This is a genomic window from Methylophaga muralis (assembly GCF_001720165.1).
Classification (GTDB): domain Bacteria; phylum Pseudomonadota; class Gammaproteobacteria; order Nitrosococcales; family Methylophagaceae; genus Methylophaga; species Methylophaga muralis.
The window spans coordinates 1-21447 of the sequence record NZ_MCRI01000036.1; the positions used below are offsets into that span (position 1 = coordinate 1).

Annotated in this window: 17 protein-coding genes and 1 pseudogene; 8 read left to right on the top strand and 10 right to left on the bottom strand. The window is 45.4% G+C overall.

Going from position 1 to position 21447, the window contains the following annotated elements; translation table 11 throughout:
* Window positions 1–142: 142 nt before the first annotated feature.
* Complete coding sequence (locus A9E74_RS11530; protein ID WP_069296770.1) at window positions 143–1633, bottom strand: helicase HerA-like C-terminal domain-containing protein; 1491 nt, start codon at window positions 1631–1633, stop codon at window positions 143–145.
* A gap of 198 nt (window positions 1634–1831) precedes the next feature.
* Between A9E74_RS11530 and A9E74_RS11535 the strand changes: the two genes are divergently transcribed.
* Complete coding sequence (locus A9E74_RS11535; protein ID WP_069296771.1) at window positions 1832–2269, top strand: Z-ring associated ZapG family protein; 438 nt, start codon at window positions 1832–1834, stop codon at window positions 2267–2269.
* Here the strand turns inward: A9E74_RS11535 and recD are convergent.
* From recD to A9E74_RS11565, 6 genes are all read right to left on the bottom strand, one after another.
* Complete coding sequence (recD, locus tag A9E74_RS11540; RefSeq protein WP_069296772.1) at window positions 2266–4014, bottom strand: exodeoxyribonuclease V subunit alpha; 1749 nt, start codon at window positions 4012–4014, stop codon at window positions 2266–2268. The two genes, A9E74_RS11535 and recD, sit on opposite strands and share 4 nt — an antisense overlap.
* Window positions 4011–7487 (bottom strand): exodeoxyribonuclease V subunit beta, encoded by a 3477-nt coding sequence (gene recB, locus A9E74_RS11545; RefSeq protein WP_069296773.1) that lies wholly within the window; start codon window positions 7485–7487, stop codon window positions 4011–4013. Before recB ends, recD begins: the two co-directional genes overlap by 4 nt.
* Window positions 7484–10681 carry an exodeoxyribonuclease V subunit gamma gene (gene recC / locus A9E74_RS11550; protein ID WP_069296774.1) on the bottom strand — a complete coding sequence of 1066 codons (3198 nt, stop codon included), beginning with the start codon at window positions 10679–10681 and terminating at the stop codon, window positions 7484–7486. The genes recB and recC overlap by 4 nt, the downstream gene beginning before the upstream one ends.
* Before the next feature lie 110 nt (window positions 10682–10791).
* Window positions 10792–11394 carry an HD domain-containing protein gene (locus tag A9E74_RS11555; protein ID WP_069296775.1) on the bottom strand — a complete coding sequence of 201 codons (603 nt, stop codon included), beginning with the start codon at window positions 11392–11394 and terminating at the stop codon, window positions 10792–10794.
* A gap of 15 nt (window positions 11395–11409) precedes the next feature.
* Window positions 11410–12210 (bottom strand): class D beta-lactamase, encoded by an 801-nt coding sequence (blaOXA, locus tag A9E74_RS11560; protein WP_069296776.1) that lies wholly within the window; start codon window positions 12208–12210, stop codon window positions 11410–11412.
* A 120-nt stretch (window positions 12211–12330) separates the two neighbouring features.
* Entirely contained in the window at window positions 12331–13113 is a 783-nt protein-coding gene (locus A9E74_RS11565; protein ID WP_069296777.1) for a hypothetical protein, read from the bottom strand.
* 282 nt (window positions 13114–13395) lie between these two features.
* On the opposite strand from A9E74_RS11565, the gene A9E74_RS11570 reads away from it, so the two are divergent.
* From A9E74_RS11570 to A9E74_RS11585, 4 genes are all read left to right on the top strand, one after another.
* Window positions 13396–14190 (top strand): metallophosphoesterase family protein, encoded by a 795-nt coding sequence (locus A9E74_RS11570; RefSeq protein ID WP_069296778.1) that lies wholly within the window; start codon window positions 13396–13398, stop codon window positions 14188–14190.
* A gap of 29 nt (window positions 14191–14219) precedes the next feature.
* The gene (locus A9E74_RS11575; RefSeq protein WP_069296779.1) at window positions 14220–14675 is read left to right on the top strand and encodes a DUF4112 domain-containing protein; all 456 of its coding nucleotides are present in this window, start codon (window positions 14220–14222) and stop codon (window positions 14673–14675) included.
* 108 nt (window positions 14676–14783) lie between these two features.
* Window positions 14784–15557: a type 1 glutamine amidotransferase domain-containing protein gene (locus A9E74_RS11580; protein WP_084003068.1), complete on the top strand. Its 774-nt coding sequence runs from the start codon at window positions 14784–14786 to the stop codon at window positions 15555–15557.
* Window positions 15558–15668: 111 nt separating this feature from the next.
* Entirely contained in the window at window positions 15669–16658 is a 990-nt protein-coding gene (locus tag A9E74_RS11585) for an alpha/beta fold hydrolase (protein WP_141696808.1), read from the top strand.
* A 68-nt stretch (window positions 16659–16726) separates the two neighbouring features.
* On the opposite strand, the gene A9E74_RS11590 is transcribed toward A9E74_RS11585, so the two are convergent.
* Both A9E74_RS11590 and A9E74_RS11595 read right to left on the bottom strand, forming a co-directional pair.
* Complete coding sequence (locus tag A9E74_RS11590; protein ID WP_069296781.1) at window positions 16727–17269, bottom strand: cytochrome b; 543 nt, start codon at window positions 17267–17269, stop codon at window positions 16727–16729.
* 44 nt (window positions 17270–17313) lie between these two features.
* Window positions 17314–17868 carry a hypothetical protein gene (locus A9E74_RS11595; RefSeq protein WP_069296782.1) on the bottom strand — a complete coding sequence of 185 codons (555 nt, stop codon included), beginning with the start codon at window positions 17866–17868 and terminating at the stop codon, window positions 17314–17316.
* Between the two features lie 436 nt (window positions 17869–18304).
* Between A9E74_RS11595 and A9E74_RS11600 the strand changes: the two are divergent.
* The 3 genes and pseudogenes from A9E74_RS11600 (at window position 18305) to A9E74_RS11610 (ending at window position 20599) form a co-directional block, all read left to right on the top strand.
* Window positions 18305–18984: pseudogene (locus tag A9E74_RS11600) on the top strand (5-oxoprolinase subunit PxpA).
* Window positions 18981–19673, top strand: a complete 693-nt coding sequence (gene pxpB / locus A9E74_RS11605; protein WP_069296783.1) for a 5-oxoprolinase subunit PxpB — start codon at window positions 18981–18983, stop codon at window positions 19671–19673. The pseudogene A9E74_RS11600 and the gene pxpB overlap by 4 nt, the downstream one beginning before the upstream one ends.
* Window positions 19670–20599, top strand: coding sequence for a 5-oxoprolinase subunit C family protein (locus tag A9E74_RS11610; protein ID WP_069296784.1), 930 nt, complete (start codon window positions 19670–19672; stop codon window positions 20597–20599). Before pxpB ends, A9E74_RS11610 begins: the two co-directional genes overlap by 4 nt.
* 352 nt (window positions 20600–20951) lie before the next feature.
* Here A9E74_RS11610 and A9E74_RS11615 read toward each other — a convergent pair whose 3' ends face one another.
* Entirely contained in the window at window positions 20952–21413 is a 462-nt protein-coding gene (locus tag A9E74_RS11615) for a hypothetical protein (RefSeq protein WP_069296785.1), read from the bottom strand.
* Window positions 21414–21447 lie beyond the last annotated feature (34 nt).

Below are 21447 nucleotides of genomic sequence, written 5' to 3' on the forward strand. Positions count from 1 at the left end.
CGGCACTCTGATGGAAATTGGTCAGAGAAAGATCGCATATTCTTTTTCCGTGCTTATCTTCAAGAAGACAAACTCTCAGATCGTTCCAAAAAATTATGGCGTAAGTTAGAAATGAAAAACGCCACAAAAAGTAAAATAATTTTTAAGTCATTATTGGTAACTTAAGCTGATAATTATTTTTGCTCAATAACGAACCAAAAATCCCCCTAACCAAACGTCGGCCAATCTGACTGCCAACTGAGCGCATCGCACTTTTAGCAAAGGCTTCAAATATAGATTCGCGATTACTGGCACGTTTTGGTTTAACAGTCTCTTTCACCGCATTAGGCTGATTGGCCAATGCTGCCTGCTGCATTTTTTCAGCACGTTCGGCAAGGATTTCATGCGCCGATTCTCGATCCAGCATTTTTTCATAAACGCCTGCTACCAAAGAACTTTGCATTAATTGCTGGCGTTGTTGTGCTGTAATCGGGCCAATCTGTCCCTGCGGTGGTTTGATCATGGTTCGTTGTACAATCTGCGGACGACCTTTTTCATCCAGCATCGAAACCAGTGCCTCTCCCACCCCCATTTCGGTAATAACTTCATTAGTCGAAAAAGCCGGATTATCACGGAAGGTTTCTGCTGCTGCCTTGACCGCTTTCTGATCTTTCGCAGTGTAAGCCCGCAGAGCATGTTGAATACGATTTCCCAATTGGCCTAAAACGCTATCCGGAATATCGGTCGGGTTTTGCGTAACAAAATACACACCCACCCCTTTAGAACGAATTAACCGCACCACTTGTTCAATCTTATCCAGCAAAGCTTTGGGGGCATCATCAAATATCAGATGCGCTTCATCAAAAAATAGTACCAATTTAGGCTTTTCCGCATCGCCAACTTCGGGCAGCTGATCAAATAATTCTGCCATTAACCATAATAAAAACGTGCTGTATAACTGCGGTGCTTGCATCAACTTATCTGCCGCCAGCAGATTGATCATGCCTTTGCCATGCACATCGGTTTGCATTAAGTCATCCAGATTCAATACCGGCTCGGCGAACAGTTTGTCTGCACCTTGATCTTCCAACACCAACAATCGACGTTGAATTGCCCCAACACTGGCGGCTGAAATATTGCCGTAAAGCGTTTGAAACTCGCTGGCATTCTCGGCAACAAACTGCAGCATGGCGCGTAAATCTTTCAAATCAAGCACCAGCCAGCCATTGTCATCAGCGACCCGAAAAAGCAGTGTTAACACGCCCTGCTGAGTGTCATTCAGATTCATCAAGCGGGATAACAGTAAAGGTCCCATATCGGAGATAGTGGTACGAACCGGATGGCCCTGCTCACCAAAAACATCCCAGAAAGTCGTTGGAAAGCCAGAAAACTGAAAGTCATCAAGCTGCATCAAGCTGACACGTTCACTGATTTTGGGGTGGGCTTTACCGGGCTGACTGATGCCGGACAAATCGCCTTTAATATCAGCTGCAAATACCGGCACACCGATATTACTGAAAGCTTCGGCCAAACCTTGTAAGGTCACTGTTTTGCCAGTACCAGTTGCGCCTGCAATCAAACCATGACGGTTAGCCATCTGAGGCAATAAAAAAACCGGCAAGTCAGCCTGTCCTATAAACATGGGTTGTGCCATATGCTCTCCTTATCATCAGTCTTTATTTCAAGGGATAACCAACAGCAAAATATGGTCAACTTTATTGTCTTGCAAACGTGTTATCTGTTTGCGGACTATTATGATGCAAGCTATGCTGTATCTATCAAAGCGGTTTATCCGCCTCACCGTAACGTTCAATAATAAGCTTTTTAGTAAAGATTTCATTAGGGATTTGTCATGACATCAATAGAATTATGGGCCATTGGCATTGTTGCAGTAGTTATCGCAGGGATTGTTGGCTTTCTGATAGGTCGTCGCCAACCGGTTGGCAGCCCGGAACAATTGAAACAACTGACTGAAGCACATGAACGCCAATTGTCGCAAACACAAGCTGAATTGGATGCGTATCGTGAAGAAGTACATAGCTATCATGAAAAAACCGCAAATCTGTTTGTCTCCATGGCGGCACCTTATAAAGAGATGTTTGATCACTTAACCGAAGGTTACGACAAACTCGGTAATTTCACCGAACGCAAAGTTTTACCGGATCGTGCCGGGGCTTTGTTAGATGGCCCGGATGCGAATAAGCACATTCCTCCAGTGCTCACCGAAGATTTAAAACTTAATCCCGATTACACCAAAGTGAATCCAACGGCGGCCCAAAAAGACTACTAAGCGCTTTTTGCTCCGTGTAGTAATTGCGCCAGACCACTTTCTCGTTGATGTCGACGCTGAACAGCCTGCTTTAATACCGTCTGAGTCGACAATATCTGCACCGTCTGCCGCGCTCTGGTGAGCGCGGTATACACCAGCTCCCTACTTAATACTGCTGAATCCTCATCCGGTAATAACAAAGCAATATGGTCAAATTCTGATCCCTGACTTTTATGCACCGTCATTGCAAACACCGTTTCATGGGCCGGTAAGCGACTTAACGGTAACCAACGTAATTCCCCACCGAACAGAAAACAGGCCTGCAATTCACCATCAATATTGGGCAACACCACACCGACATCCCCGTTATACAGATTCTGCCGATAATGATTCTGCGTAATCATAATGGGCCTTCCAGGATAGAAAGGCTGTGCGGTTCGCCAACCGCGTTTTGCCAACAGCTGACTCATCATCTGATTCACCGAATACACCGATTGAGTTCCCTGTTTAACGGCACAGAGCATCCGAAACGCTTCAAATGCCTGAATACAGCTGACAGCATCTTTGCGTTGTTCAATCGCTTCGATAAATTGCTGATAGCCGCTTAATAGCTGGGTTTGTATATGTTCTGTAGTTGGAGCGGCCAAAGCTGAAGGTGTTTGATTCAGCAGTAAATCTGTAACCTTTTCTGCCTCACCTTGATTGACGGCCAGAGCCAATTGACCAACCACACCACCGGCCGCAAAGCGATAGCTGTGTTGTAATTTGACCAGACTGTCCTGTAAAGGATTAACAAAGCTTGTAGCCGGTAAATCAATCTCACTAACCTGTTTTGTCCATGCGCTGAACTCAGTTGAAAAACTCGGCTCATCGGCACATAAGTTAGCGAGCACTGCGCCGGATTCCACTGAGGCAAGTTGATCGCTGTCGCCCAACAAAATCAATCGTGCGTGCAACGGTAAGGCTTTCAAGGTGATGGCCATCAAATTGATATCAATCATTGATGCTTCATCGACGATCAATACATCAACCGGCAATGGTCGCTCTGCTGAGTAACGTCCCTGATCAAAACGAGCACTGATACCCAATAAACGATGCAGGGTTTTGGCGACGTATTGTTCGCCAGTATGTTGGCTGATGGCTTGTTGTAAGCGTGCTGCTGCTTTACCGGTTGGCGCAGCCAATGCGATTCGAGGTTTGTCCTCATTCAACTGCAAACATTGCAGAATTTTTAACACTACCGTGGTTTTACCGGTGCCGGGACCGCCGGAAATCACACAAAGCTGACGGCGTAATGCACTCAATACCGCGACTTTCTGCCAGTCGGTATCAGGCAAACTGTTTTGCCAATCGGTCATAAATGTCGTCAACGTATCTGCTGCCGGCAGCATGTCACTATCATTTAGCCGTTGTTTTATCGCTTGGGCGACTTGCTGTTCTGACTGCCAGTAACGATATAGATATAACAAGCCATCGGCCGTCAGAATCAACGGTTTGAACTCACCTGGTTGCCCCACGACTTCGGTCTGTTTCAGGCTTTGCAGCCAAAGTGATATATCCGGTAACACTTGCTGAACCAATGGATTCAAAGACTGGAAATCATTGAGGTTCAGACAAACATGACCTTCGCTGATAGTTTCACTGAGCAGCCCTGCAGTTAAGGTAACTAACGGGTCTTCTGTCTGCTGTTGACGGCCAATATAGGCGGCAAAATGATAAGCCAGCTCGGAAAAACCTGCTTCGCGAAGTATTTTCAAAGCATTCATCGAACACCTGCCATCAGCTGATCCACCGCTTCCAGTAATATACGATCCAGCCGATCATAAAACACGCCGGTTTGTGACCACTCCGGTTGCATGCCGCGTAAAAACAAGTAATAAACACCACCAAAATGTACTTCCGGATCGTAATCCGGCAAACGTTGTTTTAAATGCCGGTGCAAAGCCAGACTGTAAATCAGATATTGCAACGGATAACCGTGACTGAGCATCGCGTTCTGCAAAGCTTCGTCCTGATACTGTGACGACTCAGACCCAAGATGATTGGATTTATAGTCAGCTACATAAAAGCGACCGTCATGTTCAAACACTAAATCGATAAAGCCTTTCATAAAACCGGTGAGTTCATGAAAATGCAGATCAGCTGCCAATTTCTGCCAGATCGAATCTTTGTCTGTTTGCTGCAGAGCCGTTTTTAATGCCGTCATATTCAAACCGGCCACCGGAAAATAAAACGCCATTTCATTTATGCGTTGGCTTGCCGGTAAATCACATAACCGAATGCCACTTTCGGCAGACAGAGGTGTTTGTAATACCGCCAGCAGCCAGTTAGTCACTACTTCGGTCCACTGTAAATCCAGACCAAACTGCGGTAATAAACGCGTGACTGTCTGATTGATTTGTGTGGCATCGGCCGAATCAAATTCAATATTTTCCAGACATTTATGCAGAAAGTTACCGGCCTGCCGACCACGTTCAAAGCCAAATCGGTCTTTGCTATTGCGTTGAATGACCACCTCAATTTCAACCGTCACTGATTCAGCGTCGTAATCGGGTTGTTCAGAAACATGGCCGCGACTTAACAGCGAAAAACTACCAATTCGCCATGGTTTGTGAATTTCACCGTTAAAGCTTCGGGCTTGATATCCCGTTGTCTCGGACTGTGCCACCTGATAGATAACCGGGGCTTGCGGCTGATAATCGGTCATCGAAATCGTACCGTCACTACTTGCAGATAAGCGCTGTAAATCTTCACGCATACCTTCTGAGTTTTCGCCATGTAAAAGTTGATACAAAGCCGATTTCTGCACATCTCTGACATTACCCCAGACAATCACACAGCGTTCGCGGGCACGGGTTAATGCCACATATAACAAACGTAATGACTCAGCCTGTTGTTCCTGCTCAGCTACTATTTGTGCTTCAGATAATAAAGGCTCAGCCAATGCCACACTGGGTTGATGCTGATTATTTGGATCATGAAACTCAACAATATCAGTCTTATTTTTGAAGCTTCTGGCGGTCCAGTTAAACGGACAGAACACAATCGGATATTCCAGACCTTTACTCGAATGGATAGTCATGATTTTGACCAAAGCCGCATCACTTTCCAGCCGCAATTGTGCGGTTTCATCTTCTGTGGCACTGGCTTCCTGCTGTCTGGCAAACCATTGGTTTACTGATTCAATATGATTGTTCTGCCGGGCCGATTCGGCCTGAATCAATTCGGCCAGATGCAGATAGTTAGTCAGTTGCCTTTCACCATCTGCCTGTTCAAGTAAACGTTGTAGACCATTATCGTGCTGCAGCAACGCCCGGAACATCGCCATAAAGCCTGATTGCTGCCAGCGTTGCTGTAACAGTTGGAGTTGATCCATTAACGCATTCCACCGTAATTCATCTTGCTGGATCGCATATAAATCGTCGGCAGAATATTGGAATAATGGCCCAGCTAACACGGTACTCAATCGTTGATGATGATCGGGTTGTGCAAGTGCCAGCATTAAGCAGGACAAATCCGCTGCCTGTTTTGAGGCAAACACATTTTCCCGGCCCTGCTGCACGCTGTTAATGCCGCGTCTTCGCAAAGCCTGCTGAATCAATTCGGCCTGAGCATGGCTTGGCACCAGAACAGCGATATCGCCACCGGTTAGTGGTCGAGTAAGTTTTGTGTCTTCATCGAATAGACGGGCTTTATTTTGAGCAGCCAGATTAAGTAAACGGGCAATTTCATTGGTGGTCACCTCCACCGCGGTTTGTCGCATCGCTTCAATATTTAACGGCTTGTCGCTTTCCACATAACTGAACTGCAATGCCGCTTGCTCGCCTTCATCAACCTGTAATGCTGGCTCGCCATTACGCGAAGCATCCACTTCAACAAACGGAATTTGTTCATAGATAAACGGCGCTGCGGTTTGCATAAACAGGCGATTCACTGCCGCCACCAGTGAGATATGTGAGCGCCAGTTTTTACCTAACGTGTAGGTTGCTACGGCATCCTGTTTGGCTTTGAGGTAGGTAAAAATATCGGCACCACGAAAACTATAGATCGCCTGCTTGGGGTCACCGACAAAAAACACCGGCAAGCCACTGGCCGCAAATACCCGGCGGAAATTATCGTATTGCACCGGGTCGGTGTCCTGAAACTCATCGATCAATGCGGCCTTGAATTGTTCACGTAATCTGGTGACCAGCCACTCCCCTTGTGGGCCTTGCAGTGCCTGAGAAAGATTGATTAGCAGATCATCATAAGACTGCACTTGTTGCTGCATTTTCTGCTGTGGCAATTGCTCACGGATAAAGGCCAATAATTGCAGTCGCAACTGTTGCAGCTGCATTGCCCGAACATTTTCTAAGTCTTGATAACGCTGTTTTAAGGTATCCATCGCTGACCAGAACCGCAGCTCGGGTAATTCGGCACCCTTTTTCAAACTGGTTTCGGCCTTTTCCAATGTCGCTAAATCCAGTAGTTCATCCCAGGCTGACGGACAGGCTGATTCATTGAAAATAAACGCGAGCAATTGCAGCAGTATGTCGACTTTTTCGGGTTTATAACTGGTTTTGCTCAGGCCACCGCCAAGAAGAAAGGCTGTGATCTGCTCGGACTCTTTTTGCCAGTTTTGGCTGGCATTCCAGAAGGCATTATTTAATGCCTCTGTAACCGACTCTACGTCTACTTCGGGCAAATCCTGGATTTGCAGATAGGGTTTAGCCACCAGACTGCGAATCGATTGCAACAGGGTTTCCGGGGTTTGTTTTTTAGCCAATAAATAAGCACTAAACTCACTATCACTCTGCACGACGTTTTTACGCCAGAAATCATCAGTGACAGCGAGCAACAACTCACGATCATCACCAATCAGATCCATTTCAAACGGGCTGCCGGATTCAAAAGCAAAGTCTTTCAACACCTGCTGACAAAAGCTATGAATAGTGTAGATGGCCGCTTCATCAAAGCTCTGAATCGCCAGATCCAGTCGTTTTAAATCCTGCGTTCGGCCAGATTGCTCACTGATAATCAACTTACGTTCATCGCTGAGTTTTTTACGCAGCCGATCGCGTAATTCCTGCGTTGCGGCACGGGTATAGGTCACTACCAGAATCTGATCGACATTCAGCTGATGTTCCAATATCAAACGCAGATACAGCCCGGCCAGCGTGAAGGTTTTGCCGGTACCGGCACTGGCTTCAATTAGATTGACGTCATGCAACGGGGTTTGCAGCAAATCAAACTGTTTCATGGTTTGTCTCCCGCCATGGCATCCCAAATCGGCTGATAAATCCTCAGTGCCAGAGCCCGGAATTCGTCGGTTAACGGCGATTCAGAGAACAATAATTGATGATAGGGATCAGCATCCTCACCCACATTGAAACCACTGGTCCAGACTTTGAAGGCTTTACCATCAGCATCATTGGCACCTTCCAGTTCAGCTGCCGCATAGGTCAGACTGGTTAATGGTAATAATGGGATTGGCTGATGCAGTCCTTGCCAGTAGATAGCCAGCAAATCTGCCAATATTGCTTCTGCCTCAACAACAGCATTGAATGCGATATAGCTGTCTTCACATTGCAACTGACTATTTAAAGCCACTCCTTGCGGTTTTAAATAGTTCAGCACCAGATGCGAACACCACAGGCTCAGTAGGTCTTTGGCTTTCATTTTGGCCAGCCGGTATTGCAACAGTCCTGAAGCTGAAAGCCCTTCCAGCTGGCCAGTTAGGGTGAACTCACCGCAGTCAAACTCAAAAGGTAACGCTGGCAATGGCTGAGCACTTCTTAATGGTTGTAATTTTTCGGTAAAACTGTCGACTTTTTCCAGCTGCTGGTCGAACAGCAAATCGGCAAAATGCCCTTGTGGCAAGACGCCTGTTGCCTGAATCACTGGCTGGATCTGTGAGGCTTCCAATGCGGCCAGTCTGCCTTCCAGCATCTGTTGCCGAACAGTCCAGGCTTCCAGGCCATTCAAAGTAAATGGCTCGCGAATTTCCAGTGTGGCATCTTCATTTTCAAAATTGATACCAAGGCGTTGCTGGGCTAAGAATCTTGCCGGATGACTGAAAAAGCTGATGAGCTGAGACAAACTGACAAAGCGCCAGCTTTCATCGGCTTCTGGCAGTGGTTTGGCAAACCATTTTGTCGCTTCAGTATGTTTATGGGGTGGTGGGCATGCCTCGGCATTAAAGCTGAACAACGTTGCATCCTGACCGGAAAAATATCGTGGACTGAAGGCCTGCAATGGATGCCTTGTGAGTAACTGCTCCCAGATCTCACTACCCTCTGCGGTCTGAAAACGTCTGTTCAGTACATCAGCAAAATCACTGACCAGTACTGAAGGCGGGATCGGCGAATTATCATGAATACTGGCGCCAACATAACTGATATACAAATGCCGGTTGGCCGAGAGCAGTGCTTCGAGAAACAGATAACGATCATCATCACGACGTGAGCGGTCACCCCGCCGGTAATCACTGGATAGCAAATCAAAACCAGGTTTCGGTTGACGACGCGGATAGCTGTTGTCATTCATGCCAATCAGGCAAACCACATCAAATGGAATGCTACGCATCGGCACCATGTCACAGAAAGTCAGGCCACGGCCCATAAACTGATGCTCGGCGCTCGGCATTTCAATATGCAAATCCAGCCAGTCTCGCAGCAAATCAATCGACAAATTTTGTTCAAAACCAACTTGCTGTGCAGATTCGGTCAGCGAATCCATCGCTTTTAAAATGGCATCCAGTTGTAGTTGTTCATTTTCTTCACGAATGGCAAACAAACGTCGCAACCAGTCGCTAAGCAGAATTTGCCAGTCAGCCGCTTTTCTCGGCCGTTTTAATTCATCACGTAACTGGCTGAGCTGATCGATAAAGGCATTGAGCTGAGCCATCAACTGTGCCCTGTCACCAGATATGCCGCCGACCGGTAATTGAGCATTAAACAACTGCCACTGATCGCGCTCTGCCGGTGGCAAGGCATAGCCTAAGATTAATCGGTCGAGACCGGCACGCCAGGTATTGGCATCCAATGCTGGTAAGCCTAATTTCTGTTTGTCTTGGCCATCCAGCCCCCAACGTATTTGAGTCTCTCTCAGCCAGCCGCGAATCGTGTCCAGATCAGTATGATCCAGTCTGAATTGTCGTTGAATAGCCGCACATTCGAGCAAACGCATAATGGTTTCGGCATCAAACCGGGATTGCGGCAAGCCGAGTAAGTCAGTGAACGTTTCAATAATGGTTTGCTGTTGGGCATCACCGCGATTGGCAATGCTGAAAGGAATGAATCGCTCAATTGGCTGGCTACTGAAAACGGCTTCTATTGCCGGAGCGTACTTTTCGATATCCGGCGTCATTACCACCACATCGGTAGGCGATAGATCGGGATGTTTTACAAACAGATTGAGTAGTTGATCATGCAGCACTTCGGCTTCACGCATCGCGCTGTGACAACTGTGGATCTGCACTGAATCATCATCACTGGCTACCAATAATTGCTCATCTTGACTATCAAGCTGATAAATATCCTGCTTGAGCTGACTCAATACATCATCTGCTTGAGGTTGCAGATACAGCATCTCCGCTTGATGCGGGATAGCCTGCAACTGTTCAAAAAAGGTCTGGCCGAGCTTGCCTAAACTTGCCAGCAATGGATGGCCGTTATCGGAGAATTCATCTTCGTCATCAAATAAAAGACGTTGTTTGGCTTGTGATTTCTGATTTAGCAAATCGCCCCAATAACCTTCGCTGGGTGATAGAAAATAAATCGAGACTTCGGTGAACTCTGCGATCTCCGCCAGCAACTCCAGATAGATCGGTGGCATGGCAGTCAGCCCGAAAATGGCGATACGCGGCGGTAAGATTGATACTGGAAATTGTTTGTTTTTCAGTGCTTGTTGCATCTTTTGCAGTAAACGCGCCCGATGCATGGGTTCGGGATCATCTTTGGTCAATCGGCGCCACAAAGCGCCCTGCCAATTATTTGCTTTGCCTGCTTCCCATTGTGCAATCCAATCGGGACGATACATCAGATACTGGTCAAAACTGTCGGCAATACGTTGTGCCAGATCGAGCATTTTTCGCTGATCCGCTGATTGACCAAGATAGCGACTTATCGCATCAAACTCTGGCACATTGCTGATCGTTGGCAACAATTCAAAGATTTTCAGACTCATCGCATCAGTTGAATACGGCGACTCGCGGGGAATCTCTGGCCAGACTTGGCGGAAAAGCTTCCATAACCATGCTGATGGAAATGGAAATTCAATATGTGCTGCGATAGATTGATTTGAAGCCAGATACAAGTTGAGCCAGCGCGCTAACTCATTACTCTGCACCATCACGGTTTCGGCCTGTAATGGTGGCAAGGGATCGCGTTGTTGACTCTCAGCCAGATGTGCAGCCAGTTGCGACATCGAATTGCTGTAGATCACATTCAGCATGTTACGTTTTCCAAAGCTTAAGAGTGAATTGTGCTTACCAACTAATCGCAAAATTTGTCGGGCTCGCTATACAGAGTAAAAGTCATTTATTCAAAAGGCATTATGCTAGCTCAGCTATCCACTAACCAGCCTTTTGCCACTGCCTGTTCGATATTGTGCGTTATCCATTGGTGAATCTCTGGAAACAACTCCGCGATAAAACCATGTGCTCCTGCGACCTGCGACTTTCTCACACTGTGCTCCTTCCAGGGTTTGCCATCATTATTAATATTCAATAAAAATGGCAGTATTCGATCAACAACCTTGAGTAACATCGCCTCTCTACTGCCACCCAACTCCTGCTCTTCCCATAAATCAGTAAGATCGTTAATGCTGTTTCCCGGATGATCGCTCAACCTTTGCAGACAACTCCGTTCGGCATGATGGGCTGCACTACGATCCGTGGCATATAAAAAAGTATCGCCCGCATCAATTTCACCTAAATCATGTACCAGAGCCAGCTTTAACAGCGTTTCTATATTGAGTTGAAGATTGAAATGTTCGGCGATGGACCAACAAGCCATCGCCAGATGCCAGGAATGTTCTGCCGAGTTCTCACGACGTTTACCACCGGTAATAAAACTACGCCGCTCCACATGCTTGAGCGCATCTAATTCAAGAAAAAAATCTGTAATACTGTTGAGATTGGAATCGGTTTTATTCTCTGGCGACATTATTTATCTGCTTAATTAATTTCGGGGTAATGCTTCGATAGATTGCAGCACTTTGCGAGTGATCGCTTCGCGTTTGTGCAAGTCCTCAAGACTGTTTGGGGTATCAATATTCAAGGCAAAAAACACCGGTCCTGTCGGCCATTCGACCCAGCCTACCCACCAGCCGATCTGTCCTTCCCAACCAGTCTTGGCCCGAAGTATCCACTCTCGTCCAGCTTCAACAATCATAATGTCTTTGACTAATCGTTGGTCAGCTTCATCAAATGGCAATTGATTTAAATACAGTTTTTTTAAAAAGCTAATCTGTTCCTGAGCGGTTATCCGTAGATTGCCATCAATCCAATAGGTGCTGGTGTCACCGGTTGGATCGGCATTACCATAATCAATGCGGTTGAGATATTGGCGGGCTTTATCTTCACCAATCTGTTTGCCAAATACCTCATAAACCCATACAGCAGAAGTACGCATTGAGGAACGTAAATCCTGATCCTGATTATGGTCAGCAAAGGTGCGTTGCACACCATCCCATGGAAACAGCTGAAATTCATCTTTCACCACCCCAGCATCCAGCGCGAACAAAGCATGCGGAATTTTGAATGTCGATGCAGGAGGCAGACGCTGCTGAGAGCGTGATTCATTAAGCACCATCAGATTTGATTCAGGCTGGCGTTCATCCAAAACAACTATCGTACCTTGTGCATCATATTCATCAAAAATCATCTGCCAGTCTGACCGCTGCGGCGTATCCACTTGAGCAAATACATCTGCACTTGCGAGTAAACCGGAAAAAACGAAAACCAAGGCAGAAAAATTCATATAACACACTCTTTGGATAAACATAAAAAAGGCGCCAAAGCGCCTTTTTATTGAAAATATACTGTGGATTAAAACATATTTATCAGGATTTTATAAAAGCAATCCTTACAAAAAAACAAGCTATAAGGTCGGTTTACTGCTGGCACCCAGTCTTGCTTCCGTTGCCTGTGTTTGCAGCTCCTCTACCCATTCCATAGATTTAAGGTTGGCTTTCACCCAAGTAGGTGCATCAATCATGGTAGCCGATACGCTATTGGCGGGTGCATCAGGCTGCAATGACCCCATGACATAAACCATATATCCAGCACAATCATCAATACTGGTAAGTTTGGTATTTTGAAAACGATCCAGAAAATATCGTTTACCACTCGACAAAAAGATATTTCCCATAATCTGATCAACATCCGGCATCATCACCAAATTGTTAGCGGCAAAACAACTCTGTTTACCCTCTGGAAACCACCAGACCAGCCGACCGCCGATAGTCTGCGGTTCACCATATTTGTCTTTAAGAGCCGACATGTATTGGCCTTTTGTGGTGGGATTATTACGCGTATTTATATTTCGAATAATGGCCACAACTTTCGATTCTTCGGGTGGTGCTAAAAAATACACACTGAAGTTCTCTTGATCCCGACCTTTTTCTCCCATCACATCTTTTGCAGCTATTACCTTATGCAGGAAGGGCTCTGTTTTGTGAAGCTCAGAACCGTCGCTATATTGGAAGAATTGTTGTTGCTGCTGAATACTTTCCGGTCTCGCTCCATGCTTTAACAGAGCCTCCTGCACTTCTTCAAAATTCATCCCTAATTTAATGCCGACAATATCAAAATCGCTGGCGACTGCTGTTGTCATAAAACTAAAGCAAAAAAAGCCGAACATTACTTTTTTGAGCTGTTTCATTATCCCCCCTCCATGCAATTCTCAGTGGATTAACACATTTACTTTTAAGGCATTTATCCATAAAAGACAAGTACTTAAATAGTATTAAATATTGCTGTTGCTTGAAGTTAAAGTTAGAAAGGCTTGAAACAAAGATAATGAGCAATGTTATGGAGTATTTAGTGTTTCACTAGGGCTTGTTTATCTTTCATATCACCACTGCTGAAGGCTATTCTTTTCGCCCAACAAGGCGGAGCTGAAAGATAAACAAGCCCTATCACTCAGCCAAACCTGAGGTTATGCATGCAACGGATTTTACATATTTCAGATTTACATTTCGGGCGGCTTATCCCCGAAGTGATGACTGCGCTTAAACACAAGATTACCGAATTGAATCCTGAACTAGTGATCATCAGTGGGGATTTAACGCAACGCGCCAAGACTTCTGAGTTCACCGATGCTGCACGGTTTCTGGATGAAATTACTTCACCCTACTTAATTGTGCCAGGCAACCATGATCTGAGTACCTTTCGCGTTGTTGAGCGTTTACTGTACCCATGGAAAAAGTGGCGGCGTTTTATTGCTGAAGATCTCGAACCGACTATTGAAACCGAGACGCACAAAATAATTGGTATTAACACTGCCAGAAGGATTGGTTATTCGCTTGACTGGTCTCGCGGTCGTATCAACGCGCTGCAAATCAAACGTATTCAAAACTTCTTTGCTTCCGCTTCGCCCCAGCAACTGAAAATACTGGTAGCGCATCATCCTTTCTGGCTTCCCACTGGCCATGAACATCGTGGTTTGATTGGTGGAAGTGATAATGCCTTCGAGCAATTTCAGCACCATGGCCCGGATATTATTCTCAGCGGTCATGTGCATCTGGATTACTGTCATGCCCATGAAAGGATTATTGTTTCCCATGCCGGCACTACCACTTCTGACCGCTTACTGACCGGCTTTCCAAACAGTTTTAATATGCTCGAAGGCGGACCGGAAAACCTGCTAATTTCCCGCTATCACTTGAAAAACGGAGAATTTGCTTATCTCACCAAACAATCTTTCATCAAACAAACTGATGGCTGGTATGAACAATAATTATTCGAATAAGAAAAGGATAGCGATGCATGAAAATAAAAAGTGGTTTTATTGAACGGTTAAGCTGGTTTCTGGATGAAAGTATCACCCTGCCTAATGGCTACAAAATTGGTTTCGATGGGTTTATCGGCCTAATCCCCGGCGTCGGTGATTTTATTGGTGGGCTGTTATCCAGTGTGATTATTTATAAAGCCCACCAGCTGGGTATGCCTCGGATGATTCTGGGTCGCATGATCATCAATATGATGATTGATACGGTAGTAGGCTCAATACCGGTTCTAGGCGATCTATTTGATTTTGTCTGGAAAGCGAACAAACGAAATACCGCCCTGCTAAATGACTATCAGCAATCACCAAAACAGACCTATCGCAAATCATTGATTCAAAACATCTTGTTTATTGGCTTATTGCTGGGCATTCTTGTTTTACTGATTGCATTAATCAGTTGGATAATCGGGCTTTTGATATCCGCTATCAGTAACTAAACCATGCCCGTAATTTGTTATAAAAAAGTAACTGTTTTGCCGCAACCTGGTTTCATTTAATAACAACGATAAAGCGGCTGATATTCAACCAAAGAGAGAGAAAATAACATGAGAAAAACCATCTACCCTTTGCTTAAGCCCATACTGTTTTTAGTATTGGGAATGTTGTCCCTGACCGCGGTGGCTAGTGAAAAAGTGCTTATCGTCGTTACCAGCCATGGTTATATTGGTGAAAATGAAGCATCCAGTAAAAAGGATACCGGCTATTTCCTATCTGAAGTCACCCACCCTTATTACGAATTAAAAGCCGCCGGTTTTGAGATTGATATTGCCAGCCCTAAAGGTGGGCTACCGCCAATGGATCCAGGCAGTTATAAGTTATCGGATGATGACAATAAACGCTTTATGGAAACCCCCGAAGACTGGCAAAAAATGGAATCAACCTTGCGGCTGGAAGATATTAAATCCGAAGACTATGCAGCTATCGTTTTTGCAGGTGGTCATGGCACGATGTGGGATTTTCCGGACAATGCCGATATTCAACGTCTGACCAGAGAAATCTATGAAAATGATGGCGTAGTGGCAGCGGTTTGCCATGGCCCGGCAGCACTGGTTAATGTTACTTTATCGGATGGTGAATATCTGGTTGCCAACCGCGAGGTCAGCACGTTTACCAATTTTGAAGAACGCATCGTCAGACTCTATAGCGATATGCCGTTCCTGCTGGAAACACGTCTCGAACAAAACGGTGCCAATGTCAGCAAAGCCTGGATCCCATTCCGTCAAAAAGTCAGTGTTGATGAGCGTCTGGTGACAGGGCAAAACCCTAACTCTGCTCGCGCCATGGGCAGTGAAGTAGTCGAGTTACTGCAAAATCGCTAAACCAAATTTATATCGATAACGAACGCCCGCACTGCGGGCGTTTTGCTATTTACGCTGAACTCCATGAATCATGAGTGGACTCATTTAATAAATCTTCTGGAGAACATGTTTATGCCCCGTCTTCTTTGCACAATAGTGTTTTTGTTCAGCTTGCCCGCATTCGCTGCCGACAACTTCGGCCCAAGACTGGAAGGTTTTGACTATCCATTTCCTATCGAACAGTTCCAGATGGAATCTCAAGGTCAACAACTTGAGATGGCCTATATGGATATTCAGCCTGAAACGCCAAATGGTCAGACAGTACTATTAATGCATGGTAAAAACTTTTGTGCTGCCACTTGGGAAGGCACTATCCATTTCCTGACGGACAATGGCTACCGGGTTATTGCAGCCGATCAAATCGGTTTCTGCAAATCCAGCAAACCTGAACACTACCAGTTCAGTTTTCATCAGCTTTCCAGCAATACCAGTGCTTTGCTGGAACATTTAGCGATTGAAAGTTACATCATCATGGGCCATTCGATGGGCGGAATGTTGGCGACTCGTCATGCATTACTCAACCCCGAAAAGGTCGAACAATTAGTGATGGTCAATCCTATCGGCCTGGAAGACTGGCTGGCCAAAGGTGTGCCCTATCGCACTATTGATGACTGGTATCAAAATGAGTTGAAAACCAATGCTGACAGCATTCGACAATATCAACAAAACACCTATTACGCCGGAAGTTGGGAACCTGGATATGATCGCTGGGTGAAAATGCAGGCCGGTATGTTTAATGGTTCTGGAAAAGAAATTGTTGCCTGGAATTCTGCCCTCACCTACGACATGGTTATAACGCAACCGGTGTTTTATGAATTTGAGAATCTGCAAGTGCCGACTCTGCTGCTGATTGGCGAAAAGGACAATACGGCAGTCGGCAAAAATATGGCACCAGAAGATAAACGTGCTGAACTAGGCAACTATCCCAAAATCAGCCTAGAAGTCGCTGACAGAATTCCAGATGCGACTCTGGTTACTTTTGAAGATTTAGGCCATTCACCGCAGATTCAGGATCCGGAGCGGTTTCATCAGACTTTAATTGAACACTTGCTAAAACGTTGAATTATTAGTGATTTTTTTCAAATAAAAAGGGCCGCTAAGCGGCCCTTAAAATAAGGTTAAAACTTCACCTACCAACGCATCATCCGTCGGATAATGCCGTCATTGCGAAAAGAATGATACACAGCCGCAGCAATATGAATTGCCACTAACGCCAGTAATATCCATGCTGCATAAGTATGAAGCTCTCCCCAAAACTCATTCATTTCCTCATCTGCCGCAGCAATCCTGGGAAATTTTATCAGCCACCAGAAAACGGTATCCCAGCGAGTATGAGCAGATGAAAGATAACCTGAAATACAAACGAAAAATATCAGCCCGTAAATTGCGGCATGCGCCAGAATGGAGATCTTATGCATCCCGGGAGACATATCTGACTCAAGTGGTGGAGCCGGGGGATACTTAAAGCGCATATACAACATGATGCCTAAAAGAATCACCAGTGTGATGCCAATATTTTTATGGAGTTGAAAAGGAAAAGCACGAAATTGCAATTCCTGAGACGGCAGAGGCAATGCCATCATCCACCAGCTGGAAATAAACAGAAAAAAAATGGAAACGGCTAACAGCCAATGCAGTACAACGACTGCTCTATTAAAACCTTGTCTTTGCATAATGAATTCCTAGTAATAATTTCACCAAATCAGGTCACAATTAATTAATGCTGCGCAGTTTGATGATCTCGACCGGCAATTGCCCCAACAAGCAGCATCAAGTGCAGCAGGAACCAAAGCAGCACACTCCAAAGATAAATATCACGTAGAACAGGCCCGCTATTGACTACAACAGCAAATTGCAGCAAATCAACAAGGGCAAGTCCGGCAAAAATAACAATCGCAGAAGTTGTCGACCATGAGGTGAAGTTAACCATCGCGCCGCCCACAATGACTGAAGCAAAAGCCAATAACATGCCGATAAGAGACAAAGTCATCATCGTTGATGGAAACCAGTCAGGTGAAGACAGGGCAATTCCTTTTACGTGATCAACCAAAAACTCACATTCCGCCAGGCTGATGCCCTCTTCTTCCAGCTCATCTAGCGGACAATCCGCCTCAGGCATTTCGCCTGAAACCGGCATATTTGCCGGGATAACTAACTGTTTCATCGTTTCTGTACCATGCATGGCTGTTAAAAACACACCCAGCACAATCGCCACTACGCCTAAAATACTGGCCCAGTTTGGCGTGGAGCTATTTATATCGTCAGTTTTCATAAGCACCTGCCAATCTTTATATTTATTGTTTAAAAACTCACATCACAATAAGGTTTATCTCGTAGATCTTTCTTAAATAAGCCAAATTGCATTGAGCTCTGATTGTATAGCCGAATTTTGGCTCTTGAGGATTTTATAAGTTAATGCCACGGGAATTCTTCCTTTTAATCATATTCCTATATATAGGCTTGCCAATTAACCTGAATAACCAGCTGTGACCAATGCCTTGTTCTCGTCTATTAAAGAACTCTACATTCATGTTTGGTCCAGACTAAATTTCTGCTTGAAGAATAAGCGTGTATCCTTTAACTACCAATTACTTTGCAGAATCTGCTTGACCATGAATCAAAGCCAACTCCCAATCAAAAAACTGCTGCTTAATTGCGATATGGGTGAGAGCCTGGGCCCATGGTCTATGGGGATGGATGATCAGGTTATGCCGTTGGTGGATATGGCCAATATTGCCTGTGGTTTTCATGCAGCTGATCCGGTCACCATGTCCCGAACTGTCTTACTGGCCAAACAATCTAAAACACAGATTGGTGCCCACCCAAGTTATCCGGATCTGATTGGCTTTGGCCGTCGCAGTATGCAATGCACGCCACTGGAAATTATTTCATGGTGCAGTATCAGGTTGGTGCTTTGGATGGCATCTGCAGAGCACATGATGCTCGTGTTGAATATGTTAAACCGCATGGCGCTCTGTATAACGATATGATGCGTGATGTCGATATTCTGCGTGCAGTGCTGGAAGCGATAGCATCCTACGATATCAGCCTGCCGTTAATGGTGCTGGCATCAACTGATAACCGTAAAACCGAATCGATTGCGGCCGAGTTTGGTATCAAATTACTGTTTGAAGCTTTTGCTGATCGGGCATATGAGGATAACGGTCTGTTACGTCCACGAAATCAGCAAGGCGCTGTGTTTCATTCCGAACAGCAAATCCTTGAACAGGCGTTACTTTTGGCAACCGAAGGTAGCGTCATCAGCCGAAATGGGCAAAGATTAAAGCTTGATGCCGACACCTTATGTGTCCACGGTGACAATGCTGAATCGGTTAAGGCTGTTCGTCACATCCGTAATTCTCTCAACAAACTTTACCGACTAGCATGAAACTTCAGTTTCAGATTGAACATGCAGGCCCAGACGCGGTATTGATTCGGTTTGGGGAACAGATAAACACTGATTTGGTGCCGGTCATTCGTGCTGCGACCAAACGGCTACAAAAAGAATTACAGGAAGAAATTCGCGGTCTGGTGCCAAGTTATACCACCCTGATGCTTTGCTACGATCCGCGAAAGAACGACTTCCCAGGCATCCAGGATAAAATTCAGCAGCATCTTGCCAATTTGAATGTCAGCCATGCTGAAACAGGAAAATTGATTGAAATTCCAGTGTGGTATCACCCGGATGTCGGGCCTGATTTACAGCATGTTGCCGAGTTTCATCAGATCAGCATAGATGAAGTTATTCGTCGTCATAGCGATACTATTTATCAAATCTTTGCCATTGGCTTTGCACCTGGCTTTGCCTACATGGGCAACGTTTCAAATCAACTTGCTACCCCCAGATTACAGACGCCTCGCTCTCATGTTGCCGCTGGTTCAGTGGCTATCGCCGATCAGCAAACAGCGGTTTATCCCATCAGCACGCCTGGTGGCTGGAATATCCTGGGTCGCACGACAATGAAAATGTTTGATCGTCACAGTCCCAAGTTATGTCCGGTGCTGCCTGGCGACAGAGTGAAGTTTGTCTCTGTCAGTAAAGCCGATTTTCTGCTGGCTGGAGGTCAGAGCGAATGACGCAGCCAGGTTTGAAAGTACTCAAACCTGGCATCTTAACGTTGGTGCAGGATCTGGGACGTTTTGCCTATCAACATATTGGGCTCTCACCCGGCGGTGCTGCCGATGAACATGCTTTTTTATGGGCAAACCGCTTGCTCAATAACCGGCCTAATAATCCTGCGTTGGAGATATGTTTTGGTGGATTGCAACTTGAAGTATTAGCCAATACCAATATCGCCATTACCGGCGCCGAGATGAATGCCACCCTCAATGACCAGCCTCTCGAAAACTGGCAAACGCATTCAATAAAAGTCGGCGATAAACTGAATTTTGCTCATGCCTCTTCAGGAATACGCAGCTATCTGGCGATACAAGATGGTTTTCAGTTGCAACCCAGCTTTGGCTCAGTCGCTACCGTCATGCGAGAAAAAATCGGCGGCATTGACGGTTATGGTAATCCGTTAAAAACCGATGACTTTTTGCCTTGCAGTGAACATAAACCGACAGTAACAACCCATGTTCCGCCGTTATTTATCCCTGATTATCAGCAACCTTTAATCCTCAGTGTGATTCCTTGCGAACAAACGGACCAATTCGATGAAGCTGAACAAGAAAAGCTTTATCACTGGACCTATCGGATTTCACCACAAAGCAACAGCATGGGCATCCGACTGGAAGGTGAACCTATCACCCCGAAAGTGAAAGGCATTATTTCCGAAGGCATCGCCTACGGCACAATTCAACTGCCCCCAGATGGTCAGCCGATCATCTTGCTTAAAGATCGGCAAACCATGGGTGGCTACCCCAAACTCGGCACATTGTTTGTGCTGGATGCTTTTTTGCTAGCCCAGCAACAAGCCTATACCGAAGTCAGATTTACTCAGATTTCATTAGAAGATGCCCAGGAAAAACTACGATATTTCTATCGGTTTTTTGGGGTTTAGATACTGGCGGCTTTAGCTAAAATCAATTCTGAATGTTCTTGTTTTTCAGGTAAATTCTTTTAGTAACCGTATCTAATGCTATTCCAGTACCGTCATATGCCATTTTAAACTGGCATCCTTCTCTCTTTTAAGCAAGGATCGTTGGCCGGCTGCTTATCTCGCCATAATTTCCAGATCCCCCAGCCAATCATTAACAAACCAATCCAGAATAGCCACGGTATGAGAGTTACGATGATACCTGCAGCGATGAACCACCATCCTTTTGCTAGACTCATTGTTCTGTCGTCATTTCAGGTTAAAAACTGCTGACAAACCTTCATTTCATTAGTCATATGTGAAATATTTTTTACTTCTAAAATGCGCTCTTAGCTTTCAAATAACGGATGATTCCATGGGCCGCATAGGCTATAGCGCAGATCATTCCAGCAATAATCGACAGCGATGCGCCAAACACAAAGCTCAGCACAACAAAAGCAATAAAACCTGCGAGTAGCCCCATAACTGGCATGACCAGTAAACAAAAAATCACCGTTAAAAACAGTGATTCTGATGTCCTAACACGTCCATCAGCCAGTTTGATGGCACTCACTGTTAGTATTGGAATGCCTATCAAACTAAATGCACTTAATGAAACTTGCTCACCAGAATGTTTAGCGCTGACTAATGTGTCATCCAGATACTGAGATAGCCTTACCTTTCTGAGATGCTCATCTCCAATATCAATGTATTCCCGTTTTACATACAGAAAATTAGAGTTGTCTCCCTCAATATTTCCACTACCTATTTCTTTTACGATTCCTGTATAAATCGGCATTCTTCCCCCCCCCCCATCCACAAATAAGTTTTAT